This window comes from Flavobacterium gilvum (genome assembly GCF_001761465.1).
GTDB classification, from domain to species: domain Bacteria; phylum Bacteroidota; class Bacteroidia; order Flavobacteriales; family Flavobacteriaceae; genus Flavobacterium; species Flavobacterium gilvum.
The window spans coordinates 237,244-263,531 of record NZ_CP017479.1 but is presented as its reverse complement, the minus strand read 5'-3'; the positions used below and the strand labels follow the sequence as shown (position 1 = coordinate 263,531).

24 protein-coding genes are annotated in these 26,288 nt (G+C 36.0%); 11 read left to right on the top strand and 13 right to left on the bottom strand.

Going from position 1 to position 26,288, the window contains the following annotated elements:
- The first annotated feature begins 80 nt into the window (after positions 1-80).
- The 4 genes from EM308_RS01270 to EM308_RS01255 are packed head-to-tail and all read left to right on the top strand — an operon-like array spanning position 81 to position 3,026.
- Positions 81-611 carry a hypothetical protein gene (locus tag EM308_RS01270; RefSeq protein WP_231926275.1) on the top strand — a complete coding sequence of 177 codons (531 nt, stop codon included), beginning with the start codon at positions 81-83 and terminating at the stop codon, positions 609-611.
- A gap of 23 nt (positions 612-634) precedes the next feature.
- Entirely contained in the window at positions 635-1,309 is a 675-nt protein-coding gene (locus EM308_RS01265) for an SDR family NAD(P)-dependent oxidoreductase (protein WP_035637184.1), read from the top strand.
- Positions 1,310-1,328: 19 nt separating this feature from the next.
- Positions 1,329-1,931: a SprT-like domain-containing protein gene (locus tag EM308_RS01260; protein WP_035637187.1), complete on the top strand. Its 603-nt coding sequence runs from the start codon at positions 1,329-1,331 to the stop codon at positions 1,929-1,931.
- 36 nt (positions 1,932-1,967) lie between these two features.
- Entirely contained in the window at positions 1,968-3,026 is a 1,059-nt protein-coding gene (locus tag EM308_RS01255) for a mannose-1-phosphate guanylyltransferase (protein WP_035637190.1), read from the top strand.
- A gap of 73 nt (positions 3,027-3,099) precedes the next feature.
- On the opposite strand, the gene EM308_RS01250 is transcribed toward EM308_RS01255, so the two are convergent.
- The 6 genes from EM308_RS01250 to gcvP form a co-directional block, all read right to left on the bottom strand.
- Positions 3,100-3,861, bottom strand: coding sequence for an ABC transporter ATP-binding protein (locus tag EM308_RS01250; RefSeq protein WP_035637193.1), 762 nt, complete (start codon positions 3,859-3,861; stop codon positions 3,100-3,102).
- On the bottom strand, positions 3,858-4,607 hold the full coding sequence (locus tag EM308_RS01245; RefSeq protein ID WP_035637196.1) for an MlaE family ABC transporter permease: 750 nt from the start codon (positions 4,605-4,607) through the stop codon (positions 3,858-3,860). Before EM308_RS01245 ends, EM308_RS01250 begins: the two co-directional genes overlap by 4 nt.
- Positions 4,608-4,676: 69 nt before the next feature.
- The gene (locus EM308_RS01240) at positions 4,677-5,525 is read right to left on the bottom strand and encodes a glycosyltransferase (protein WP_035637199.1); all 849 of its coding nucleotides are present in this window, start codon (positions 5,523-5,525) and stop codon (positions 4,677-4,679) included.
- 85 nt (positions 5,526-5,610) lie between these two features.
- Positions 5,611-6,132 carry a class I SAM-dependent methyltransferase gene (locus tag EM308_RS01235; RefSeq protein ID WP_035637202.1) on the bottom strand — a complete coding sequence of 174 codons (522 nt, stop codon included), beginning with the start codon at positions 6,130-6,132 and terminating at the stop codon, positions 5,611-5,613.
- A 352-nt stretch (positions 6,133-6,484) separates the two neighbouring features.
- Positions 6,485-7,543, bottom strand: a complete 1,059-nt coding sequence (locus EM308_RS01230) for a 3-oxoacyl-ACP synthase III family protein (RefSeq protein WP_035637205.1) — start codon at positions 7,541-7,543, stop codon at positions 6,485-6,487.
- 548 nt (positions 7,544-8,091) lie between these two features.
- Positions 8,092-10,941 carry an aminomethyl-transferring glycine dehydrogenase gene (gene gcvP, locus EM308_RS01225; protein WP_035637207.1) on the bottom strand — a complete coding sequence of 950 codons (2,850 nt, stop codon included), beginning with the start codon at positions 10,939-10,941 and terminating at the stop codon, positions 8,092-8,094.
- 243 nt (positions 10,942-11,184) lie between these two features.
- On the opposite strand from gcvP, the gene EM308_RS01220 reads away from it, so the two are divergent.
- Positions 11,185-11,997: a UbiA prenyltransferase family protein gene (locus EM308_RS01220; protein WP_035637210.1), complete on the top strand. Its 813-nt coding sequence runs from the start codon at positions 11,185-11,187 to the stop codon at positions 11,995-11,997.
- 121 nt (positions 11,998-12,118) lie between these two features.
- The gene (locus EM308_RS01215) at positions 12,119-12,292 is read left to right on the top strand and encodes a hypothetical protein (RefSeq protein WP_156101348.1); all 174 of its coding nucleotides are present in this window, start codon (positions 12,119-12,121) and stop codon (positions 12,290-12,292) included.
- Between the two features lie 63 nt (positions 12,293-12,355).
- Here EM308_RS01215 and EM308_RS01210 read toward each other — a convergent pair whose 3' ends face one another.
- The 4 genes from EM308_RS01210 to EM308_RS01195 all read right to left on the bottom strand — a co-directional run bounded on the left by EM308_RS01210 (position 12,356) and on the right by EM308_RS01195 (position 17,035).
- On the bottom strand, positions 12,356-14,383 hold the full coding sequence (locus EM308_RS01210; protein ID WP_035637216.1) for a M3 family metallopeptidase: 2,028 nt from the start codon (positions 14,381-14,383) through the stop codon (positions 12,356-12,358).
- 303 nt (positions 14,384-14,686) lie between these two features.
- A complete protein-coding gene (gene purE / locus EM308_RS01205; protein ID WP_035637219.1) occupies positions 14,687-15,172 on the bottom strand; it encodes a 5-(carboxyamino)imidazole ribonucleotide mutase in 486 nt (161 codons plus the stop codon).
- Between the two features lie 87 nt (positions 15,173-15,259).
- A complete protein-coding gene (locus EM308_RS01200; protein ID WP_035637222.1) occupies positions 15,260-16,405 on the bottom strand; it encodes a 5-(carboxyamino)imidazole ribonucleotide synthase in 1,146 nt (381 codons plus the stop codon).
- Positions 16,406-16,486: 81 nt separating this feature from the next.
- Positions 16,487-17,035 carry a hypothetical protein gene (locus EM308_RS01195; protein WP_035637224.1) on the bottom strand — a complete coding sequence of 183 codons (549 nt, stop codon included), beginning with the start codon at positions 17,033-17,035 and terminating at the stop codon, positions 16,487-16,489.
- An 89-nt stretch (positions 17,036-17,124) separates the two neighbouring features.
- Between EM308_RS01195 and hpt the strand changes: the two genes are divergently transcribed.
- The 5 genes from hpt to EM308_RS01170 all read left to right on the top strand — a co-directional run bounded on the left by hpt (position 17,125) and on the right by EM308_RS01170 (position 23,295).
- On the top strand, positions 17,125-17,658 hold the full coding sequence (hpt, locus tag EM308_RS01190; RefSeq protein ID WP_035637226.1) for a hypoxanthine phosphoribosyltransferase: 534 nt from the start codon (positions 17,125-17,127) through the stop codon (positions 17,656-17,658).
- Between the two features lie 28 nt (positions 17,659-17,686).
- Positions 17,687-18,259 carry an adenylate kinase gene (locus EM308_RS01185; protein WP_035637228.1) on the top strand — a complete coding sequence of 191 codons (573 nt, stop codon included), beginning with the start codon at positions 17,687-17,689 and terminating at the stop codon, positions 18,257-18,259.
- A 258-nt stretch (positions 18,260-18,517) separates the two neighbouring features.
- Positions 18,518-19,741 (top strand): hemolysin family protein, encoded by a 1,224-nt coding sequence (locus EM308_RS01180; RefSeq protein ID WP_035637230.1) that lies wholly within the window; start codon positions 18,518-18,520, stop codon positions 19,739-19,741.
- A gap of 130 nt (positions 19,742-19,871) precedes the next feature.
- On the top strand, positions 19,872-20,873 hold the full coding sequence (gene obgE / locus EM308_RS01175) for a GTPase ObgE (protein ID WP_035637232.1): 1,002 nt from the start codon (positions 19,872-19,874) through the stop codon (positions 20,871-20,873).
- A 277-nt stretch (positions 20,874-21,150) separates the two neighbouring features.
- On the top strand, positions 21,151-23,295 hold the full coding sequence (locus tag EM308_RS01170) for a S46 family peptidase (RefSeq protein WP_035637423.1): 2,145 nt from the start codon (positions 21,151-21,153) through the stop codon (positions 23,293-23,295).
- A 131-nt stretch (positions 23,296-23,426) separates the two neighbouring features.
- Here EM308_RS01170 and EM308_RS01165 read toward each other — a convergent pair whose 3' ends face one another.
- From EM308_RS01165 to EM308_RS01155, 3 genes are all read right to left on the bottom strand, one after another.
- Entirely contained in the window at positions 23,427-24,419 is a 993-nt protein-coding gene (locus tag EM308_RS01165) for a glycosyltransferase family protein (protein ID WP_035637235.1), read from the bottom strand.
- Positions 24,420-24,518: 99 nt separating this feature from the next.
- Positions 24,519-25,334: a UDP-2,3-diacylglucosamine diphosphatase gene (locus EM308_RS01160; RefSeq protein ID WP_035637237.1), complete on the bottom strand. Its 816-nt coding sequence runs from the start codon at positions 25,332-25,334 to the stop codon at positions 24,519-24,521.
- Between the two features lie 245 nt (positions 25,335-25,579).
- Positions 25,580-26,173 (bottom strand): Uma2 family endonuclease, encoded by a 594-nt coding sequence (locus EM308_RS01155; protein ID WP_197056131.1) that lies wholly within the window; start codon positions 26,171-26,173, stop codon positions 25,580-25,582.
- Positions 26,174-26,288 lie beyond the last annotated feature (115 nt).

Here is a 26,288-nt window from a genome sequence, read left to right as displayed (position 1 = left end):
GGTTTATTGTGAGCTTCGTAGGATCGTTACCACTGAGTTACTTGAATATTATTGGGGTAGAGGTGTTCTCTAAATTTGGAATGAATTCACTTGTTTCTTATTTGGTGGGAGTGATTATTGCGCAGACGATAGTAGTTTATTTTACGATAATTTTTGCCAATCGGTTGATAAGTAATAAAAAACTGATAAAGGGAATTGATTTTTTCGCAGTTTTTTTTCTTTTGTTATTGGCGTATTTGTTTTACGCTCATTCAAATATAACTGTCGAGGAACATAATTATCTTGAAGAGTATGTTCGATATTCTCCATTACTGATTGGAGTTGTTTTATGTACGTTGAATTTTCTGCAAATCCCTTTTTGGGTGGCATGGAATTTGTATTTGATGAACGCCAATCACATATCATTGGTCAGTAAGCTGAAGTTTCATTATCTATTGGGAACCATAGTAGGGACTTTTTGGGGAATGTTTGTAGTAATATTGGTGTTCGATTCTTTGTCGGGGAATACAATTCCTTTTTCCAAGTACATAATGCCGGTTTTTATTCCATTATTTTTTGTGATTTTGGCCTTTTGGCAGGCTTTTAAAGTTTATAAAAAATATATTAAATAGCGAGTTTTCATTATTTTTGCTGAATGAAGAATATTGTAATTACAGGAACAAGCAGGGGAATAGGTCTTGAATTAGCCTTGCAATTTGCGAATGCAGGACATCAGGTGCTTGCTTTGTCAAGAAAATCAAATCAGAGACTTTCTCATAAAAACATCACTTTTTTATCGGTTGATTTGTCCAATGAAGATGAGTTGCAAAAAGTAACCGATTTTCTTTCTACAAGTTGGAATAACATCGATGCTGTTGTCCATAATGCGGGCAGTTTATTATTGAAACCATTTGCCGAAATAACCCAACAGGATTTCGAAAACATTTATAAAGTCAATGTTTTTGGCGTTGCCAATTTAACCCGAATCTGTTTGCCTTATTTAAAAAAAGGCAGTCATGTAGTAACCATCAGTTCTATGGGTGGTGTGCAGGGAAGTTTGAAGTTTGCAGGATTGGCAGCCTACAGTTCCAGCAAAGGAGCCGTAATTACGCTGTCTGAATTATTGGCCGAAGAATATAAAGAACAAGGAATTTCTTTTAATGTTTTGGCTTTGGGTTCTGTTCAAACCGAAATGCTTCAAGAAGCTTTTCCAGGTTATCAAGCGCCTCTTTCGGCAGCTGAGATGGCCAATTATATTTTTGATTTCACGCTTTCAGGACATAAATATTTTAACGGTAAAGTCTTGCCGGTTTCTTCTACAAATCCGTAACTCATAATTCATAATTAACTTGTCCGAAACACTTTTGAAATATTTGCCTGAACATGCCGTAAAACCAGTTTTTGAACTGATTGTTACACATGGAGTGCATCTAAAAATTGTCAACGAAAGGCAGACCCGTCACGGTGATTATAGAAAAGGACCAAATGGCAAACATGAGATTACTGTGAATGCAAGCCTAAATAAATACCGATTTTTGATTACGCTGATTCATGAAATATCGCATTTGGTTGCTTTTGAAAAGTTTGGCCGTAATATAAAACCCCACGGAAATGAGTGGAAATATTCTTTTCAAAGAATGATGGTGCCGTTTATTCGGCCGGAGATTTTCCCGAACCATTTACTACCGTTGTTAGCAAGGCATTTTAGAAATCCTTCGGCAAGTAGCGACACGGATGCCACATTGGCATTGGCACTAAAACAGTACGATAAACCAAATGATAAAAACTATATCTTTGAAATCCCTTATGGCAGTGTTTTTAGAATTTCAAATGGAAAGATTTTTAAGAAAATTGCAATCCGGACTAAACGCTATGAGTGTTTGGAAATAAGTTCCGGACGATTATATTTATTTAATCCAAATGCTGAGGTTGAACTATTACCCAGTCAATAAAAGGTTTGCTGTAATAGTAAACAAAAATTAAACGAAATGAACAAAAATTATTATGCAATATTAATGGCTGGTGGAATCGGTTCACGATTTTGGCCGGTTAGTACCAAAGAAACGCCAAAACAGTTTCACGATATGTTGGGTGCAGGTCAGACCTTGATCCAGAAAACTTTTAGCAGATTATCAAAATTGATTCCTGTAGAAAACATTTTGATTTTGACCAATGAAAACTATAATGCGATTGTTTTAGAGCAATTGCCAATGGTGAAACAGGAGCAGGTTATATTGGAGCCGGCAATGAGAAACACAGCTCCTTGCATTTTGTATGCGTCTTTGAAAATTCAAAAAGAAAACCCGAATGCGGTTATGGTTGTTGCTCCGAGCGATCATTGGATTGAGGATGAAAATGCTTTTACTCAAAATTTGCAACAGTGTTTTGATTTTTGTTCCAATGAAAATGCATTGATGACACTTGGAATTCAGCCTACTTTCCCAAATACAGGTTTTGGATATATAGAATATGATAAAAAGGATACTAATTCTGTGAAAAAAGTTTCGCAATTTCGTGAAAAACCAGATTATGAAACAGCCAAATCATTCCTGAAAAGAGGTAATTTTCTTTGGAATGGCGGTATTTTTATATGGAGTGTTAAATCCATTACCGATGCTTTCGAAAAATTTCAACCACAAATGAATTCTTTGTTCCAAAAAGGTTTTGAAAGTTATAATACCGCCAATGAAAAATCTTTTATAGCCGAAAATTATGCCTTGGCCGAAAATATTTCTATCGATTATGCCGTCATGGAAAATGCCAAGAATGTTTACGTGTTACTGGCTACTTTTGATTGGAATGATTTAGGGACTTGGGGTTCTCTTTATGAAAAATTACCAAAAGATGATAATAATAATGCAGTGGTAAATGCCAAGGTGTTATTGCAAAATTCTTCTAGCAATATTATCAGTGCATCCAAAGAAAAGCTAGTAATTATTGACGGTTTGGAAGATTTTATAATTGTAGACAAAGACAATGTCCTGTTGATTTATCCTAAAAGCAAGGAACAGGAAATAAAAGGAATTGTTGCTCAATTGCAGAATTGATAACCGATTTTATTAACAAAAAAAGCCAGAATATTTTTAAAATATTCTGGCTTTTTTATTGAATGGTATAGTTTTATCCTTTTAGATAAGACTCTCTAACTTTTTTGAATAAGTTGGATGAATATACAAATTCAACGATGGCTTCATTCTCAGTAAGGAAAATTTCTTCTTTGTTCCCTTGCCAAGCTTTAACGCCATTTTTTAGAAACAAAATATTGTCACCAATTTCCATTACAGAGTTCATGTCGTGAGTGTTTACAACGGTTGTAATGTTGTATTCTTCAGTAATTTCTTTGATGAGGTTGTCAATTAATATTGCGGTATTGGGATCCAAACCAGAATTTGGTTCGTCACAAAATAAATATTTAGGATTGTTTACAATGGCTCTTGCAATGGCTACCCTTTTTTGCATTCCTCCTGAAATTTCTGAGGGAAGTTTTTTGTGGGCTCCCACAAGATTTACTCTTTCCAAAACAAAATCAACTCGTTTCATGATTTTGTAATTACTGTCATTGGTGAACATTCTTAATGGGAAAGCTACATTTTCGGCAACGGTCATACTGTCAAATAACGCGCTTCCTTGAAAAAGCATACCAATTTCGGTGCGTAGTTCTCTTTTTTCATCGGTGTTCAAATCCGAGTAAATACGTCCGTCAAACGAAATAGTTCCTACTTCGGGTGTATGAATTCCTAATAATGATTTTAATAAAACGGTTTTACCAGAGCCACTTTGCCCAATTATCAAATTGGTTTTGCCGGATTCAAAAACACTCGAAACGCCTTTTAGGATTTTGACACCGTTAAACGATTTTTCTATTTTTTTTACTTCTATCATTTTGTTAATAGTAATTGGGTAATAACATAATTGAGAACAATAATGGTAACCGAAGTCCAAACAAAGGATACGGTACTGGCTTTACCTACTTCAAGCGCTCCTCCTTTCATGTAATATCCATGAAATGAGGGTATAGTAGCCAAAAGCATACCGAAAATAAACGTCTTTGTAAAAGAATAGATGATATGAAATGGAAAAAAGTCTCTTTGAATTCCTTCGACAAAATCGACATCGGCGCCAAAACCACCATAAACCGTTGCCAGATAACCGCCGGCTATACCCAGAAACATTCCGATTCCGATGAGAAAAGGATACAAAAGCAATGCAATGATTTTTGGAAAAACCAAATAATTAAGAGAGTTAACCCCCATTACTTCGAGTGCGTCAATTTGTTCGGTTACTCTCATCGACCCGATGCTCGATGTTATGAAAGAACCCATTTTTCCTGCCATGATGATGGACATGAAAGTAGGGGCAAATTCCAAAATCACCGACTGGCGTGTCGCGTATCCGATAAGGTATTTTGGAATAAAGGAGTTAGTTAGGTTCAAAGCTGTCTGAATGGAAACAACCCCACCAACGAAGAAAGAAATGAAAGAAACAATTCCTAATGAATCAATGATTAAATCATCAATTTCCTTGAAGATTAAACCTTTCATAACCGACCATTTTGTTGGTTTTTTGAAGATTTCCCTCCACATCAAAAAATATTTTCCGATTTGGTTTATATAGCGAATGAGCATCATAATTGTATAGAATATGGGCTAAATTACAAACTTGTTGTGAGTTATAAGTTATGAGTTATGAGTTTTTCCTTAGAAAAGTTTTTGTTTCATTTTCTGTAAACGATAATTTCGTATAAAACGAGCCTGTTCTTCGGTAACCAATAAAGGAGTTTTGGCCTTTTTGGCTTTCCAAAAACCATTTATATAATCCAAAAAAAGCAATGGTTTCTTTTTCATCATGGCTAGTTTTACCGAAGCGATTGTGGTAATCCAAAAACCGTATCCAAGTGTATAAAAAGCTTCTCCTTGCTTGTAACGAGCTGTTTTGTTGTAACTTGCGCCAGTTGGTTTAAGGTGTTTTACGTGTAAAGAGGAATCGGTTACCACTTTCCAATTGTAGAATTTACAGAGCAATTCGTCTACTGTATCCCATCCCATAGCCGGTTTTAAACCACCTATTTGTTGGAAAGTTTCTTTTCGGTACGCTTTCAATGCGCCACGAATATGATCTTTGTCGGTTAAGTTTTCTAAAACCCAGTCTCCGTTTTTTTCAATGTAGCAAAATCCTCCTGCCATTCCAATTCTTGAATCTGATTTAAAATGATTGATAATGGTTTCAAAATAATTGGGAGGAAAAATTAAATCGCCATCGATTTTTACAATAATATCGTAATTAGAATCCAGCGTTTCAAAACCTTTTTGAAAGGCTTGAATCACTTTGCTTCCGGGCATGTGAATTGCATCCGAGGTTTTATTTACAATCGAAATAAAAGGATTTTCTTTGGCAAAACCCAATACAACTTCTTCCGTTTTATCGGTAGAATTGTCGTTGACAACCACAACTTTTGAAGGTAAAACGGTTTGCGAAACCAAAGACTGTAAAGTAAGACCAATTAGGTCTTGTTCGTTGTGCGCTGGAATGACAATGTAGTAATTCATCTTAAAAAATTAAATTCCAAATGGTGAAACTCCAAATTCCAACAAGGAGATTGGAATTTGGAATTTTTATTTTGTCTTTTATTGTTTATACTCTCTCTGCGTAAACTATGTAATATCTTGGAGTAAAGAGTCGCAATAAAGGACGCAGTCCAAGTTTTTTGACAGGATGTGTGAATTTTTCCCTGTCGATGATTTTCCAACCCGTTTTTTCCAATAACCAATCTAATTGCCAATCTTCAAACTCATGATAATGTCTGTCCCACATATCTGTTTTACTTCTATAGGCCGAAGAAAACCATAGGCGCAAAGGAATGGAGATTAGTAATTTATCTGATTTTATTTCGGTTAAAATAGTGTAGGGATTCAGTAAATGCTCAAAAATTTCGAAAGCAGTAACCACATCTTGTTTCTCTTCCGAAAAAACGTTTTGGTTAATATCCAAATCTTCGCCAGTTGTGTTTTTAACAGTATAACCTTCCTCTTTCATGATTTTGGAAAAAGGATTGTCGACTCCCAAATCCAAAATGGTTTGGGAAGTAGGAACGTGTTTTTTTAAAAATTCTAAAGTATGCTTGAACCTTTTATTGGGAAACGTTTTTTCGTACATGATTTTTATTTTTAACTATCGCTTTTGCTTTAGCGTTTGCAAATATAAAGATTCTGTTTCTTATACGGTTTGTTATTCCAAATTTGTCGAGAGGAAATATTTGGTTTTTTTTACCGCAAATTCCCAAATTTTTTAAGTCAGTTTGGGATGATTTATTAGTTTTTAAATGAATCAGAATATATTGTCTTTTGCAAATTCTAAATACAAATTTGCGAATTTGCAGTCATCTCTTAGCTCAAAAATTACTTATGTAAATATTTGAACTTATGATTTTGTGTTCATTTTAGGGAAAAACAAAAGCCCACTTCCTTAAAAAAGGGAAGTGGGCTTCAAAAAAAGCGTACGGTTAATCTTAATATCGATAAACAAAGGCATTGATGTTCATTCCGGCTCCAACAGAAGCAAAAATAAGGACATCCCCTTTTTGTATTTGGTGATTTTCAATTTGATTTCTTACGAGCAAATCAAAAAGCGTAGGAACAGTTGCAACACTGCTGTTTCCAAGATCGTGTATGCTCATCGGCATAATGTTTTCCGGGGGTGTCTGACCGTATAATTTGTAAAAACGATGAATAATAGCTTCGTCCATTTTTTCATTGGCCTGATGGATAAGGATTTTCTTGACATCCTCAATCGCAATACCGCTTTGATCCAGACAGCTTTTCATTGCTGTAGGTACATGGCTTAAAGCAAATTCATAAATTTTTCGACCGTACATTTTGATATACTTGGTATCCGGATTCAAATCGGGATTGTATGATTTTCCGAAGAAAAGGAAATTGGCTTCTTCGGCGGCATAGGTGGCACTTTCATAGGACAACATTCCGGTTTCATCCTCGGAGGCTTCTATAATAGTGGCTCCGGCTCCATCCGAGTAAATCATAGAATCTCTATCGTGTGCATCTACAACGCGGGATAAGGTTTCGCCTCCTATGACAAGGCATCTTTTTGCCATGCCTGATTTTATGAATGCATTGGCTTGCAATACCCCTTCAATCCATCCCGGACAACCAAAGAGGATGTCGTAGGCCACACATTTTGGGTTTTTTATTTGCAGTTGATGTTTTACTCTTGTGGCTAAACTAGGTATGATATCCGATTGAACCGTTCCGTGTTTTACATCGCCAAAATTGTGTGCAAAAATGATATAATCAAGAGTTTCAGGGTCTATTCCTGCGTTTTCGATTGCTTTTTGAGAAGCAAAAAAGGCTAAGTCCGAAGCGGTAAAATGATCTTCGGCATATCTTCTTTTTTCGATTCCTGTAATTCCTTTGAATTTGGTAATAACCACTTCGTTTGGATATGCAAATGGAGTCCCGTCTTCGTTTAGGAAAACGTGATCGCCAAAGTCGGTGTTGCTTATATTTTTCTCAGGAATGTAGCTTCCTATTCCAGTTATTTTTATTTTCATTTTATGATATTCGCCAAATATATTTTGGCTAAATTAATTATAATAAATGTATAAATCACAAATTATTTGCTATGCATGCATATAATTATGAAATATTGAACGTGTTGTAAAAATATCGAATATATTTTATTGAATATCGCAAAAACCAGACCTATATTTTTTGAATTATTATTAATAACAAAGTGACTGTTTTTTGTTATAAAAAATAAAAAACCTTTTTAATCCTTGATTTTTGGGGTGAAATTGAAAGTAAAAATTTGTTTGAAATTGATGGTTTTTGAGAAAAGAGGTTTTAAGAACAAAAGCTGTAAACTAGCCCTGATGGAAGCGACAGCTCCCGATTTAGAAAACAAGGCTTTTTTGCTGCAGTTTTCTAAATCGGGACTATAGCGGACAGCAGGAGTGTGGTGAATCGAAGTGGAAAACGTCTGCTCCTTATTATTTTGATATTTTTTTCATGCAGATTGTCGCAGTTTTTTTGATAAGCAAAAGAAAACCCTTTCAGATTTAATACTGAAAGGGTTTTATGTAATCTGCAATATAAAATATTAACTCTCCATATACGCTTCGATAGGTGCGCAGGAACAAACCAAGTTTCTGTCACCATACGCATCGTCTACACGACGAACAGATGGCCAGAATTTGTTATCGGCAATATATTCTAATGGATAAGCGGCTGTTTCTCTGCTGTATGGGAAATTCCAAGTGTCGGCAGTTAACATTGTTAATGTATGAGGCGCATTTTTTAAAACGTTGTTTTTGTCATCTGCAGAGGCTGTTTCGATTTCTTTTCGAATGGCGATAAGCGCATCACAGAAACGGTCTAATTCGGCCAAATCTTCAGACTCGGTTGGTTCAATCATTAATGTTCCGGCAACCGGGAAAGAAACTGTTGGTGCGTGGAAGCCGTAATCCATCAAACGTTTGGCGATATCGCCAACTTCGATTCCGTTTTCTTTGAACGAACGACAATCCAAAATCATTTCGTGAGCGGCTCTTCCGCATTCTCCGGTATAAAGAATTGGGTAATGCCCCTCGAAACGGGATTTCATATAATTGGCATTCAAAATGGCGTGCTCGGTAGCGCTTTTTAATCCATCGGCACCCATCATTGTGATGTATCCGTAAGAAATCAAACATACCAAAGCAGATCCATAAGGAGCTGAGGAAATTGCCGTAATTGCTTGCTCTCCGCCTACATTTAGAATTGGGTTTGTTGGCAAAAACGGAACTAATTTTTCATTTACACAAATTGGCCCAACACCAGGTCCGCCACCTCCGTGAGGAATTGCGAATGTTTTGTGTAAGTTTAAGTGACAAACATCAGCACCGATAGTGGCAGGGTTTGTCAAGCCTACTTGGGCGTTCATATTGGCACCGTCCATATATACTAATCCTCCGTTTTCGTGAATTAGTTTTGTGACTTCGATAATCGAAGATTCGTAAACTCCGTGAGTCGAAGGGTAAGTTACCATCAGGCAAGATAAATCGTCTTTGTGTTCAATGGCTTTTTCACTTAAATCTTCAACGTCAATATTTCCTTCGGGAGTAGTTTTGGTAACAATGATTTTCATTCCCGCCATAGCCGCCGAAGCCGGATTGGTTCCGTGAGCCGAAGCCGGAATCAAACATACATTACGGTATCCTTCGCCACGTGAAATATGATAAGCGCGGATGGCCATTAAGCCTGCATATTCGCCTTGTGCTCCCGAGTTGGGTTGCAAAGTAGTTCCGGAAAATCCTGTAATTACGTTTAATTGTTCCTCTAATTTTTTAAGCATGGTAATGTAACCTTCAGCTTGTTCTATTGGTGCAAAAGGGTGAATACTGTTCCAGTTTGGCATTGATAAAGGCAACATTTCGGAAGCAGCGTTTAATTTCATCGTACAAGAACCCAATGAAATCATCGAATGATTTAACGATAAATCTTTACGTTCTAATTTTTTGATGTAGCGCATCAACTGGCTTTCAGAATGATGGTTGTTGAATACATCATGCGTTAAGAAAGAAGAAGTTCTTTCTAACGAAGCCGGTAATTGAGAAGCTGTTGCAAGTTCTGAAACGGTGAAAGTTTCTTTTCCTGTCGCTTCCGCAAAAATGGAAATGATTTGGTTGATGTCTGCAATTGAAGTCGTTTCGTTCAACGAAATTGAAATCGTTTCGGCATCAACATAGAAGAAGTTTACCTCATTTCTTTCGGCAATGGCTTTTACTTTTTGAGCATCGGCTTTAACCAAAATCGTATCAAAGAAAGCTGAGTTGGTTTGGTAAACGCCTAATTTATTTAAAGCTTCAGAAGTTGTAACTGCAGAAGCATGAACTTTGTTGGCGATGTATCGTAATCCTTTTGGCCCGTGATACACAGCATACATACCGGCCATAACTGCAAGTAAAACCTGAGCGGTACAAATGTTTGAAGTTGCTTTTTCACGTTTGATATGTTGTTCACGAGTTCCCAAAGCCATACGCAAAGCACGGTTTCCGTTCGCATCGATAGAAACCCCAATGATACGTCCCGGCATAGAACGTTTGTATTCTTCTTTGGTTGCAAAGAAAGCTGCGTGAGGACCGCCGTAACCCATTGGAATACCGAAACGCTGTGTGGTTCCAACTACTACAGCAGCTCCCATTTCTCCCGGAGAAGTCAAAGTTGCCAATGATAAGATATCTGCAGCAACAGCTACTTTGATTTCGTTTTCTTTTGCTTTTGCAATAAAAGCAGAATAATCGTTTACCTGACCGTATTTTCCAGGGTATTGAAGAATAGCTCCGAAAAATTCATTTGAAAAGTCGAAAGTTTCGTGATTTCCAACAACCAATTCGATTCCGATTGGAGTGGAACGGGTTTGTAAAACCGATAAAGTTTGTGGTAATATTTCTTCGGAAACGAAGAATTTATTGGTGTTGTTTTTCTTTTGATCGCGTGTCCTTACGTCAAACAATAAAGCCATTGCTTCGGCAGCGGCAGTACCTTCGTCAAGCAAAGAAGCGTTGGCAATTTCCATTCCGGAAAGTTCGGTAACTACAGTTTGGAAGTTCAGGATAGCCTCCAGACGACCTTGGGCAATTTCGGCTTGGTAAGGCGTATAAGCAGTGTACCATCCTGGGTTTTCAAAAATATTTCTTTGAATAGGAGCAGGAATAATTGTTGGGTGATATCCTAAACCGATATAGGATTTGAATACTTTATTTTTATTTCCTAATTGTTGAATATGATTGGCAAATTCGTATTCCGTCATTGCGGGGTCAAGATTCAAAGGTGCTTTTAGTCGAATATCGTCCGGAAGTGTTTCGTAGATAAGTTGGTCTATCGATTCAACTCCAATTGTTTTCAACATGTGTTGAAGGTCTGTTTCATTAGGACCGATGTGTCTTAAAGCAAATGCATCTGTTTTCATATTGTGTTTTGTGTAGCTACAGTTTATTTTTTATGTCTAAAGGAAAAGCCAGATTTCATAAATATTCATCTATATTTGAATTTCGTTCGAATCAGGACAATTTAGTGTAGAAATAAAAAGTGTTGTGATTTTTTGTGGTGCAAAAATAAATATTAATCTCAAAATATTACCCTTTTTTAACTTGATTTTATAGGGATTTTTCAACTAATAGACTGGTTTATTAACAATTGATTAAATATTTTGATGAAGGTTTTGAAAAACATTCTCCGGTTCTATGTAAACAGTAGCATTCATGTTGCCTTGTCGTGCTTTGCTTTGGTGCAGATTACGTTTCATGTTTTTCATATTCCGTATGACCAAGCCATGGCATTGTTTGTTTTTTTTGGAGCAATTGTCGGTTATAATTTTGTTAAATACGATGCATTGGTTCGGGTAAAAAGAAAACTGGTCAGGAATCAATTGAAAACTATTGCTGTTTTGAGTTTTGTTTCGGTGCTTTTAGTTGGATATTATTTTTTTCATTTAAAAAGGATTACCCAAGTTGTCGCTGTCGTTATTCTCGCAATAACAGCGCTTTATACTTTGCCCTTTTTTCCAAATAGAAAAAACGCCAGAAATTGGGCAGGAGTAAAAATTTATATCGTATCACTTTGCTGGGTTGGGGCAACTTTGGTTTTACCTTTAATAAATGCCGAAATCGCTGTTACATCAGATTTTTTTATAAAATGCATACAGCGTTTTATTTTGGTTTTTGTACTGATTTTAGTTTTTGAAATAATCGATTTGGCAAATGATGATCCGCATTTAAAAACAGTTCCACAGACAATTGGCGTAAAAAAAACCAAGCTTTTAGGGTTTTTGCTATTAATCCCATTTTGGTTTTTGGAAGTTTTTATATCGACATTTAATTATCATGATGCCGTCATAAACCTTATTATGGTAATAACCCTAATGTTATTTATCTTTTTTGCCAACACAAATCGATCCAAATATTATACTTCTTTTTGGGTCGAAGCTGTGCCTATTTTTTGGTGGCTGATGGTTGTTTTTTTATGAGTTGCTGAGTTACTTTATGAGTTGCTGAGTTTCTAAGAAGCTGAGATTCTAAGTTTTTTGGACTCAGAATCTTAGCAACTTAGAGTCTTAGAATCTTACTTCTTCTTTAAAAAGTATGATTTTGGTGAATATATTCACCGAATTTGGTGTAAAATTGGTGAATAGGAATAGAACTGCTTTCGAATTCAAATGGGCATCTTTAAAGAAAGTCAAATTGCCAAAACCATTTGAGGAAGCCTATCAACCAAAATTTTTGATGGTTACGAAAGAAAATTTCAGGGAGTTTTTGAAATGAAAAAACCGAAGCATTACAACTTCGGTTTCTCTAATAATCTAAGATTCTAACAATCTAATTAATTTACAATAACCCCGCTCTTTTCAGCAATGCATCCGGTTTTGGTTCCTGTCCTCTAAAGCGTTTGTAGAGTAACATAGGATGTTCGGTTCCACCTTTGGAAAGTATGTTTTCTTTGAATTTTTCAGCTATTTCCTCGTTGAAAATGCCATTTTCTTTGAAATATTCAAAAGCATCTGCATCGAGAACTTCGGCCCATTTATAACTGTAATAACCGGAAGAATATCCGCCTTGAAAAATATGAGAAAAGGCAGTACTCATAGCGTTTTCGGCAACATCAGGATACAATTTGGTAGAAGCGAAATGCTCTGTTTCAAAAGTTTTTATATCAGTAATGTTTGTTGGGTCTTGCCCGTGCCAACCCATGTCAAGCAATCCAAAACTCAATTGACGCATTGTTGCCATTCCTTCCAAGAAACTGGCGCTCTCTTTGATTTTTTGAACGTATTCTTGGGGAATAACTTCGCCGGTTTCGTAATGGTGTGCAAACAGAGCCAAGGCTTCCGGTTCGTAGCACCAGTTTTCCATAATTTGGCTTGGTAATTCCACAAAATCCCAGTAAACAGATGTTCCCGAAAGATTTGGGTAAACGGTATTGGCCAACATTCCGTGCAATCCATGCCCAAATTCATGAAATAAGGTTGTTACTTCGTTGAATGTCAAAAGCGATGGTTTGGTTTCTGTAGGTCTGGTAAAGTTGCAGACATTCGAAATGTGCGGCCTTTCGTTTACGCCATCTTTTACATATTGTGATTTGAATGATGTCATCCAAGCCCCGTTTCGTTTTCCTTTTCTTGGGAAAAAATCGGCATAGAAAACTGCAACCAATTCGTTGTTTTTGTCTTTTACTTCATAAGTGCTAACTTCTTCGTGGTATTTGTCGATGTCAAAAACTTCGGTAAAAGTCAATCCGTATAGTTTTCCTGCAATAGTGAAAGCACCGTTTAATACTTTCTCCAATTGGAAATAAGGCTTCAATTTTTCATCATCCAAATTGAATAATTGTTGTTTCAGTTTTTCTGAATAATAAGCGCCGTCCCATTTTTCTAATTGTTCGATACCGTCCAGTTTTTTGGCGAAAGCCGATAATTCTGCAAATTCCTTTTGAGCAGCTGGTTTGGCTTTGGCTAATAAATCATTAGAAAAAGACAAAACTTTTTCTGGACTTTCGGCCATTCGTTCTTCAAGGACAAAGTGAGCGTGGGTTTTGTAACCCAAAAGATTGGCTCTTTCAAAACGCAGTTTGGCGATTTTTAAAACAATTTCCTGATTGTCAAATTCGTTATTTTGAAAGCCTTTGGCACCAAAAGCAATTGTAATTTTTTTGCGTAATTCACGGTTGTCCGCATAAGTCACAAACGGAAGGTAACTCGGGTGGTCCAAAGTAAAAATCCAGCCTTCTTTTTCTTGCGCTTTCGCTAATGAGCGGGCGGCTTCGATAGTTCCTTCAGGCAAACCGGCCAAATGGTTGTAGTCTGTAAGATGCATTTCGAAAGCATTGGTTTCGGCCAAAACATTTTCGCCGAATTTAAGACTTAACGAGGATAATTCTTTGTCAATTTCACGCAGTTTATTTTTCTTGTCTTCTGGTAAATTAGCACCATTTCTAGAAAAACTTTTGTATTGTTTATCCAAAAGGGTTTCTTGCTCAGGATTCAAATTCAAAGACTCTCTCTGGTCATAAACCGATTTTACTCGGGCAAATAAATCGGCATTTAGACGAATGTCATTTCCAAATTCAGATAACAATGGAGAAACATCTTGAGCTATTTTTTGCATTTCGTCGCTCGTTTCTGCCGAGTTCAAATTGAAAAAGATATTTGAAATTCTGTCAAGTGTGTCTCCGCTAAAAGATAGAGCTTCAATCGTGTTCTTAAAAGTAGGATTTTCTGTATTTTTTACAATTACGTCAATTTCTGCTTTTGCTAAAAGAATTGCTTCTTGAAAAGCGGGTAGGTAATCATCGTTTTTTATTTTAGAAAATGGCGCTGTGTCTAGCTTCGTGTCAAATTTTTGAAGTAGTATATTCATGATTTTATTCTGTTTTGTTGCAAATAATTGGTTGCTTGTGGCTTGTTTTTTGAATTTTAACAGAAAAATTAATGAGGAAAAATATGTTAAAATTTAAAATATATATGTTTTTTATCGATTATTTGTGTACTTTAGTCGAGAAATTAATTAGAAAGCGAATTAGTTCATCGAAAATATAAACTCTTTTTGCCCCAAAAAAAAAGATACTATATTAAATACCACAAAGATTATTGTTAAAATTAATCTCCCCCAAGTTTAGATTTAACAATATCAAAAAAGCTCCTTTTTCAGGGAGCTTTTTCTTTATTTATTCAAATTTTCAGAGGATTTATAAACTGCTTCTTTGAGTCCTTCTTTATAAGAAATAATGCTGTCCAAAACATTTCTGTCGGCGCTTCCTATAATTTGTGCAGCAAGAATTCCGGCATTTTTAGCACCGTTCAAAGCTACAGTTGCTACAGGAACTCCACCTGGCATTTGAAGAATCGATAATACCGAATCCCAACCGTCAATAGAGTTACTTGATTTTACAGGAACTCCAATTACAGGAAGAGGCGACATCGATGCTACCATTCCCGGCAAATGAGCAGCACCACCAGCTCCGGCAATGATTACCGAAATACCACGATTGTGTGCATTTTTACTAAAATCAAATAACTTTTCTGGTGTTCTGTGCGCCGAAACGATATCGACTTCAACTTCTATACTGAATTGTTTTAATATGTCTATCGCATCCTGCATGACCGGCATGTCTGAGATACTTCCCATTATAACTGCTACTTTGCTCATTTATTTTTTATTTAAAGATTAAATGATTGAAAAATTTAAAAATAGGTAACACGATCTTTTAAATTTTTCAAGCTTTAAATTTTTTAATTATGAAATCACTCTAATCGTATTCTTAACTTCCTCGGCAATACGTCTGGCCTCTGCCATATTTTCATTGACAATAGTCACGTGTCCCATTTTTCGGAAAGGGCGTGTTTGTTTTTTTCCGTAAATGTGCGGAGTAACACCATTCCAGCCCAAAATGGTTTCGATATTTTCGTAAACAACATCTCCCGAAAATCCTTCGGCTCCTACAAGATTCACCATAATTCCAGCAACTTTGCTGTCTGTGTTTCCAAGAGGCAAATCCAAAATGGCGCGCAAATGGTTTTCAAATTGCGAAGTATAACTGGCTTCGATGCTGTAATGACCAGAATTGTGAGGACGCGGCGCTACTTCGTTTACCAAGATTTCGTCATCTTCGGTTTGGAACATCTCCACCGCCAAAAGTCCCACATGGTTGAACTGTTGCGAAACATTCAGTGCAATGGCTCTTGCTTTCTCGGCAACCTTTTCGTCAATTCTCGCTGGACAAATTACATATTCCACCTGATTGGCTTCGGGGTGAAATTCCATTTCTACCACTGGATAGGTTTTGATTTCGCCTGATGGATTGCGGCAAACAATTACAGCCAATTCATTTTTGAAAGGCACCATCGTTTCTGCAATACATTCTACATTTGGCAAATTTTCCAAATCAGCTGTTTGACGAATGATTTTTACTCCGTTTCCGTCGTATCCAAATTCGGTGCATTTCCAGACAAACGGTAATTTTAGATTTTGGATTTTAGATTTTAGATTATCGAGATTCTCAAATTTCTCAAAAGGCGCAGTCGGAATGTTGTTCTTGGTATAAAATTCTTTTTGAACTCCTTTGTTTTGAATAAGTTTCAATGTTTTTGGAGAAGGGTAAACTTTTTTTCCTTCGTTTTCTAGTTTTTCCAAAGCATCGAGATTCACCAATTCGATTTCAAAAGTTAATACATCAACTTTTTTACCAAAATTATATACGGTTTCAAAATCCATCAAATCACCTTGAACAAAATGGTTGCAGGCGATTTTGCAAGGAGCTTCATCACTTGGGTCTAAAACATAAGTTTGGATGTCAAATTTTCGGGTGTCAAACAAAAGCATTTTGCCTAATTGCCCGCCACCGAGGATTCCTAATTTAAAAGAGGACGAAAAATAATTCATTTGTGATTGTGTTTACTTTGCCGTTTTAGCATATTGCCAAGGCTTTGCAAAGATACTTTTTCCTAATCGAATAGGAAAATGCTATTTTATTTTCTTCAAAACTTCTTTGGCGACTGCCTTATAAGACGCACTATGATTTGGAAAATCTTTGGTGATTATGGTTTTTAATTCGGGATGAATCCAATCATAATGTTTCCCCAAAAGATATAAAGTTCGTATCGAATAGGCTTTGGAAGCGACTTTGGTGTCGTTGATTAGCCAGTCAAAACCGGTTTCTGTTATTTCTTCTAAATGTTTTTCTGAAAGCTGTATTTCTCCTTTTTTATAATGTGATTTTATCAAAAGCTGGCAGATTTTTGCAACGGGACGAATAGCACTTTCTTCTTTAATGTTTTTTATTTGGGAACAAAAAAAATCCAAATATTCTTTCATCCATTCCAATTTTTGGTAACACACAAATTCCAAAATCCAGCAGGCTTTAGGATGATTTTTGTCTGAAGTCTCAAAACAAAGCCGAACCAACTCTGGAAAAAGATCGTGATTATGCAGAACTTCATCGGCAAATCTTTGTCTGCTGGCTCTGTACGCGCTTACATAATCTAAGTTTTTTTGAAATTCGGCTGCTATCATTTTTTTTTTTTGATTTAAAAGTACAAATCAATTGACAATTGTCAAAAGTGAAATTCCTATCTTTGTCAAATATTTAAAAATATCAAGCTGTGATACAACTACACGATAAACAATTTGTTCCGTTTATTTCGGCCAAAGAAATAAACTTTGCCCTAGAAAAAATGGCTGCTCAGATAGAGGACGACTTTTTTGACGAAACTCCTATTTTTATTGGAGTATTAAATGGTTCTTTTATGGTGGTTTCCGATTTTTTGAAGTTATACAAGAAACCCTGTGAAGTATCATTTATCAAATTGGCTTCCTACGAAGGGACTTCCTCAACAGAATCGGTTAAGCAGTTAATAGGTTTAAATCAGGATTTAACCGGGCGTACCGTAGTTGTTCTCGAAGATATCATCGATACGGGAAACACTTTGGAAGAATTGAAAAAATTGTTCAAAAGTCAAAATGTCAAACATTTTAAGATAGCAACATTATTTTTTAAACCTGATGCTTTCAAAAAAGATTTGAAAATTGATTACATAGGTATTCGTATTCCAAACAAATTTATCGTTGGTTATGGATTGGATTACGATGGATTGGGAAGGAATTTACCCGAAGTATATCAGTTGAAGGAAGAATAATTAATTAAAAACCATTATATAGTAAGGAATGATCAATATAGTTTTATTTGGTAAGCCAGGAGCAGGAAAAGGAACTCAGGCAGAGTTTTTAAAAGAAAAATATAATTTAACTCACATTTCAACAGGAGATGTTTTTCGTTACAACCTGAAAAACGATACCCCATTGGGAAAAGAAGCTAGAGTGTATATGGATGCCGGCGACTTGGTTCCAGATGAGTTGACTACCAAAATGCTTATCGATGAAGTAAATAAAAATTTGGATTCCAAAGGATTTTTATTCGATGGATATCCAAGAACAATTTCCCAAGCCGAAGCATTGGATGCATTTTTGCCAACAATCGGTTCAAATGTGGCTGCAACAATAGCATTGGAAGCTGATGACAATATTTTGGTAGCCCGATTATTAGAAAGAGGAAAAACTAGCGGAAGAGCAGATGATCAGGACGAAGACAAAATCAGAAATCGTTACCAAGAATACAACGAAAAAACAGCTCCTTTAGTAGGATATTATAAAGATCAAAATAAATTTCACGCCGTAAACGGAATAGGAAGTATTCAGGAAATTACGGAAAGATTAACGACAGTTATCGATAATTTATAGAAGCTATTTCCAGCTGTACGTTTCAAGTCCGCGCCCCGTTGTTTATTTTTCTAAAGCGTCTCATAAGCTTCTTCCAGTTGCTTTTGAGTCACTCATAAAAATTAAACAACGGGACTGTGGGCTTTTCACTTCCATCTGGGCTATGAAGAAGAGGTGTTGCAATAACAAGGTTCTAATAATCAAAAACATAAACGAATTTTCTAAACATTGGAGATATTAATTATATTTTTTCTGATACTCTTAAATGGGGTTTTCTCTATGTCGGAAATCGCATTGATTTCTGCCAGAAAAAACAGATTGGAAACCGCAGCCAAAAAAGGGAACAAAAGTGCCCAGACGGCTTTGGATTTGGCCAATTCCCCAAATAAGTTTCTGTCAACAGTACAAATCGGAATAACGCTTATCGGGATACTTACAGGTATTTACAGCGGTGACAAAATTACTGCCGATGTAGAGGCTTTTGTAAAAACTTTTCAGGTATTGATTCCGTTTGCACATTCCATCGCTGTTGGTATTGTTGTTGTGATATTGACGTTTTTTTCTTTGGTTTTAGGAGAATTGCTGCCCAAACGAATAGGACTGAACCATCCCGAAGGAATTGCAAAGGCAGTTGCTGTGCCAATGAAAATTATTTCGATAATAACAGCTCCTTTTATTTGGTTGCTAACAACTTCGACCGAATTTTTATTAGACGTTTTGCAAATAAAACCTACCGCTGACGGAAAAGTAACAGAAGAAGAAATTAAAGCCATCATCAAGGAAGGAACCGAGGTTGGAGAAGTTCAGGAAATCGAGCAGGATATCGTTGAGCGTGTTTTTCATATTGGAGACCGAAAAATCAATTCGTTGATGACACACCGAAAGTCGGTTATACTATTGCCTTTACATGCCGGTAAGAGTACGGTAAAGGATTTTATGCTAAAAGAGCTGCATTCTATTTATCCTGTTTATGGCGAAAATCACGATGATATTGTTGGGGTTGTAAATCTGAAAAATATATTCTCGCATTTTGATAACGATAATTTCAATTTGGCGGAGATTATGACCGAAGCCCCTTTCATGATGGAGCAAACCACTGCCTACAAAGCATTGGAACAATTCAAGGAAACAGGGATTCATTATGCGTTGGTTTCGGATGAGTACGGTGTTTTTCAAGGAGTAATTACGTTGAATGATATTCTTGAAGCATTGGTTGGTAACGCATCCGATTTTTATAAAGACGATTTCCAGTTAATAGAAAGAGAGGATGGAACTTGGATGGTAGACGGACATTATTCGTTGCACGATTTCCTTACGTATTTCGAGTTGGATGATTTGATAAATGATTATGAAGTAACCACAGTAAGTGGGTTGATAATGACCGAATTGTCTCGTATTCCAAAAGAAGGAGAAAAGTTGATTTGGCAAAAATTTGAGTTGGAGGTCATCGATATGGATGGCGTGAAGATTGATAAAGTGTTGGTTAAGGCCTTAAAGGTTTAAAAAATTGGTTTAAAGGTTTAAAAAGTTGGTTTAAAAGTTTAAAATAGTTTAAAGTTAGTTGGAAGTCAGCTAAGTCCTTAAACTCTTAAACCCTTAAACTCTTAAACCTTTAAACTTTAAACAAAAGAATATGACAGAGGGGAATTTTGTAGATTACGTAAAAATTTATGTTTCTTCAGGAAAAGGAGGAAAAGGATCTACGCATTTGCATAGAGAAAAATTTATTGAAAAAGGTGGGCCAGACGGTGGTGACGGTGGTCGCGGAGGACACGTTTATTTGGTGGGCAGCAAAGGACTCTGGACTTTGTTTCACTTGAAATTTGCCCGACATATCAAAGCAGGACATGGTGGAGACGGAGGCTCAGACCGAAGCACCGGCGCCGATGGAGAGGATAAATATATCGAAGTTCCGTTGGGGACTGTCGTAAAAGATAAAGAAACAGGCGAAACGCTTTTTGAAATTACCGAAGAAGGAGAGAAAAAAATATTAGCCAAAGGAGGTAAAGGAGGTCTTGGAAACTGGCATTTCAGAAGTCCGACGAATCAAACACCAAGATATGCACAGCCAGGGTTGCCAGGTTTGGAAATGGATGTTATTTTGGAATTAAAAGTTCTGGCCGATGTAGGTTTGGTAGGTTTTCCAAATGCAGGAAAATCAACTTTATTGTCGGTTTTGACTTCGGCGAAGCCAAAAATTGCCGATTATCCGTTTACCACATTAAAACCAAATCTTGGAATTGTGGCTTACAGAGATTTTCAGTCATTTGTAATTGCAGATATTCCTGGAATTATTGAAGGTGCCGCCGAAGGTAAAGGTTTGGGGCATTATTTCCTGCGTCATATCGAGCGTAACTCGACTTTATTGTTTTTAGTTCCTGTGGATACACCAAACATCAAGGAAGAATATGATATTTTGGTAAACGAATTGACCAAATACAATCCCGAAATGCTGGATAAAGAACGTTTGGTTGTGATTTCAAAATGTGATATGCTTGATGATGAATTGAAAGCCGAATTGAAAACTGAACTGGATGTTTCTTTCAAAGGTGTTCCGTATATGTTTATTTCCTCGGTTGCACAGCAAGGCTTGACCGAATTGAAAGACAAATTGTGGAAAATGCTGAATGAATAAAAAAATGTTTTTCTGTACGTAGAGACGCACTGCAGTGCGTCTCTACGGCAATGACAATAAAAATATTTCAAAAAGATGTTCTGGTAACGGGACATCTTTTTTTGTTTATGTTAAAGAAAATTCTGGGGTTTATAATTTTTAGTGCGAAATTTTAATTAATAATGTTAAATTCATAATAAACTGTCTAAAATAATTAAGTATATTTATTTTGAAAGGTGTTTTTGAGGTTATAATTGTGAAAATGAATTATATTCGCATTACTAATTCAAAATATAATATGAAAAAGATAATTTTATTTTTAACCGTTTGCTTATTAGCAATCCCGGTAAGAGCCGATGAAGGAATGTGGTTCTTAATGTTTATTGAAAGACTCAACCATAGGGATATGGAGAAAATGGGACTTCAATTGACAGCCGAAGAAATTTACAGCATTAATCATCATAGTTTAAAAGATGCAATTGTGCAATTCAATGGTGGATGTACAGCCGAGATTGTTTCAAATAGCGGTTTGGTACTTACAAACCACCATTGTGGATATAGTGCCATAGCTGAACTTTCGACAGCAGAACAAAATCATTTGAGAGATGGTTTTTGGGCCAAAAATCGTTCGGAGGAATTGAAACCAAAATCGTTATACGTGCGTTTCTTTGTTCGTATGGATGATGTTTCGAAACGAATTTTATCAAAAGTGAATGATAAAATGACCGAAACAGAACGTAATAAAGTAATTCAGCAAGAAATTGCTTTGATCGAAAAAGAAAATAGCGAAGGTGGAAAATACACTGTTTCTGTTCGTCCGTTTTTTCAGGGAAATGAATATTACTATTTTGTTTACCAGGATTATACAGATGTTCGTTTAGTAGGAACACCTCCGGAAAGTGTTGGTAAATTTGGTGGAGACACTGATAACTGGGAATGGCCTCGTCAAACGGGAGATTTCTCAATGTTTAGAGTATATGCGGATAAAAATGGAAATCCAGCCGAATATTCTAAAGACAATGTGCCTTTGCAGCCAAAACATTATTTGCCTGTAAGTATCAAAGGGGTAAAAGAAAATGATTTTGCCATGATTCTTGGTTATCCGGGGCGTACCAACCGTTGGATGCCGGCGGGCGGAATTGAGCAAAACATAAAATATGCTTATCCTGCCTGGGTTGAAGGTGCAAAAACCGGAATGGATCAAATGAAAAAGTATATGGATAAAGATGTTGCAGTTCGTTTGCAATACGCATCTAAATATGCTTCAACAGCAAATTACTGGAAAAATCGACAGGGGATGATTGATGCTTTAACAAAAGCAGGTACAGTGGCAACCAAAACTAAACAGGAAGTTGCATTTAGCCAGTGGGCAGCAAAACCGGAAAATAAAGGTAAGTACGGAAATATAATTTCGACAATTAATGATTATTATAAAAATACGGATCTAAAAGCACGTCATGATAATTATCTGACTCAGCTTTTGCGTACTTCAAATTATGCAGTTGGACCGACCAATTTAGGAAATGCTTTACTTTCTTACTATAAAGAAAATGACGCTAAAAAAGCCGAAATGCTTCCTAAGATTAACGCATTGATTGGGACTATTTATGGTAGTTTTTATGCGCCATTAGAAAAAGATGTATTGACTGCTCAATTGAATTTATATGCTTCTAAAGCCATTGAATTCGGCTTGGCTCCTGAAATTGCTAAAATGAAATCAGCAAATAATGGTGATTTTACTGCAGATGTAAACAAGGCAATTGGCACTAGTATTTTTGCTTCGAAAGAATCGGTTGCGGCTTTTATGAATAATCCAAAAGCAGAATTAATTGCAGCTGATCCTTTGTTTATTATTTCGAATGATTTGTTGGCAAAATATAGAGCGAAAACTGATGATCAGGCAAAAGCAGATGATAATTTTGCAACAGCTTATCGCTTATTGGTTGAAGGTTTGAGAGAGTCTAAATTGAATACTATTAAGTATCCAGACGCAAACTCAACTTTAAGACTTACTTACGGAAAAGTTCGTGCTTTGCCTGCGGACAAACGCAATGATGCCAAAATAAATAACTATACCTCTATGGAAAGTATGGTTAAAAAGTACAAAGCAGGAGACCAGGAATTTGATTTACCGGCTCGTTTACTTGAATTAAATAAAGCAAAAGATTTTGGTCAATATGCTGATAAAGCAGGTTATATGCCAGTAAATTTCCTGACAGATAATGATATTACGGGAGGAAATTCTGGTTCACCGGTTCTTAACGGAAAAGGAGAATTAATCGGAATTGCTTTTGACGGAAATATCGAAGCTATGGCAGGAGACGTTATTTTTGATCCTAAATTGCAAAGAACAATCAACGTGGACATTCGTTATGTACTTTGGTTAATCGATAAATACGCCGGAGCCAAAAATATTATTGATGAATTGACGATTAAAAAATAATCGAAATTTGATTTTAAATCAAGTGAGGCTGTCTTTTTTGGACAGCCTCGCTTTGTTTTTTATAGTTTTTTTTTAAGTAGATTATCTCAAATTTTTAATAGCCTGAAAAGGAGAATCGTGAAAATTCGTGTTTATTTTTGGTGATAGGTGTCAAATAAAAATTGCAGGGTTTCGGGAATATTATTGGCTTTTATGGTTGGATATTTTATTCGGGAATCCAGCCAGTTTTCGATGGTTAAGTGAAAATCTTTGTCCACATCGTACAAAACGGGGACACCCAGTTTTTTGAGTGCAGCGGCATTGCATTCTTGTTCGTAATGTTTACGAATTGGGATTGAAAGCAATTTTTTTCCAAGATATAAAGCTTCGGCTGGTGTTTCAAAACCACCACCGGTAATAATCCCCTCGCATTTTATAAGGCTCTTGTTGAAATATTCTTGATTTACGGGAAAATAAGTGATGTTCTTAACGGTGTGTTTGGCAATTGTGCCATTCAGAAACCAGTGAAATTTTATGTTCGGAAGTTTATTGAAGGCTTTCTCTAGGCAATCTTGCTGAAAGGAAGGCAGATAAACAGTGATGTGTTCTGAGTTTTTTGGGTCGGCGTTTACGATTTCGTCTTTGATGATAGGAGGAAGAATAAAGTCATCGTATTTGTCAAAATGCAGTCCGATGTTTTTAGGAGAAGGAGCATAATGTTTGAGAATCATTTCGCCCATAACACTTTTCTTTTCGGGTCTTGGCGTATTTGGAGAAATAAAACTGGCTTGGTGTCCTAGTTGTATTGAATGTACTTTTTGCATTTTGCAGGCCAGTGAAGTAATCGAATCAAAATCATTGATAATTACATCGTAGTTTTTCAGAGGCAGCGATTCGGCGTCTTTGTAAATCTGTCGGGGCTTTATGTTTTTGGCAATGTCCCAATAATTCAAACCGCCACATTTGCTGTAATGCAGACTACAGCCTTCACTTCTGAATTTTATAGGCAAATTAATATCCAGAGTCGCATTGTTGCCGCTTAAGAAAAAATCAATTTCACCAAATTTTTGCAGATAAGGATACAATTGCACCGCCCTGCTGATGTGTCCGTTGCCTGTGGCCTGTATAGCGTAAAATATTTTCATATATAGATACTATTTGTTTTTTTGAAATATGGAATTCACATAAAAAAGATTAGTGGTTTTGGCCAATTTATGGTTATGATCATTTCATTTTTTACTTTTTTAAGAGAGAATTTTGTTGACAATATCATTAACTACTTTTTCCTCATTATTGTCGGCGTCATTGTAATGGTCTTTTTTATACTGATAAAGGCTCCATTTTTGTTTTTTGTATTCTAATGCAGTGAGGTTTTCAATCCAATCTCCGCTATTGAGGTACGTAACAGTTCCGTGTTCGTTTTTTACTTCTTTTATTTGGGGTTTGTGAATGTGTCCGCAAACTACATAACTGTATTTTTTTTGAATAGCAACTTCGGCAGCTGTAGTTTCAAAATTGGAGATAAAGGAAACTGCTTTCTTGACGCTGTCTTTTATCATTTTGGAATAGCTTCTTTTTTCTTTACCCAAAATAGTCAGAAACCAATTGATGAAGCTGTTTATTAAAATTAATAAATCGTAGCTTTTTCCGCCAATTTTGGCTAGTATTTTGGCAAATCCCTGAGTTGAGGAATCGAAAATATCACCATGAAAAATCCATGCTTTTTTGCCGTCCAAGTCCAAAGTTAACTTGTCGACCAATTCAAAATTTCCTAAAATAAAATCGGAATATTTGCGTAAAGCTTCGTCGTGATTTCCGGTAATGTAGATGACGCGAGTCCCGAGATTCGACATTTTAATAATCTGTCTCAAAACATTCATGTGGGCGGCAGGGAAATAACTTTTGGAGAAACTCCAAATGTCTATAATGTCACCATTGAGAACTAATGTTTGTGGCTGAATCGATTTTAAGTACTGTAATAATTCTTTGGCGTGGCAGCCATAAGTACCTAAGTGAACATCACTTAAAACAACGAGAGGAATTTTTCTTTTTCTTTTCATTTTTAGTTTTTACGAAGGTAAAAACGCTATGTTATTTCAATGTTTAGTTAGTATTATTTGTGTATAAAAAAACCATCGAGTTACTAGAACATGATGGTTGTATAAATATTTGATTTTTTAAACTGAACTTGCAGGTATATTATACCATTCACAAATATAAAATAATCCAATCTTTACTCCCTCTCCTTTTGGAGAGGGCTGGGGTGAGGTTAAACAAAAGGACTATTTTATATTTGTGAATGGTATTATTTGAAAATTTCTTCCAAAACAAAATCCAATTGAGGAAATAATGGGCTTTTTATTTGGTCTTCTTCGATTAAAGGATGTAATCCTATGAATTGATTGTCTTTCAAAACATATATTAAAAATGTTTTGTCTTCGGGATTTACTATCCAATATTCTAAAACTCCTGCTTCTTCGTATAAATCAAACTTATATTTTAATTCTTTTTTTGAATTTCCCGGAGAAAGTATTTCGATAACCAAGTCGGGAGCACCAAAAGCACCCCTCTGGTCAAGCTTGTTTTCATCACAAATAACACACAAATCGGGTTGAACCACCGTGAAAATTTCGCTGTCATTTGTGGTTTTCTTTTTGTCTAATAATCGGACATCAAAAGGAGCAGCAAATAAATTGCAGGGATGATTGCTGAATTTTTGCAATATAAATTTGGTCAGCTTCATTGACACTTTTTGATGAGAAGTGCTTGGAGCAGGACTCATTTTGAAAAGTTTTCCCTTAAAGATCTCCACCCTTTCCTGAAATTTCCAAGTAAGATAATCGGCGTAGGAATAGGTTTTGTCAAAATCCAATTCATTGATATTCGTTATCATAATCATTTTTATTTACTACAAATATAAGAAAATTAAATGCAGAATCCAGGTTATAAGGGCTTGTCGTGTTAACTGTGATTTCAATAGCCAACGGTTGAAACTGTCGGCTATGGTATGATTT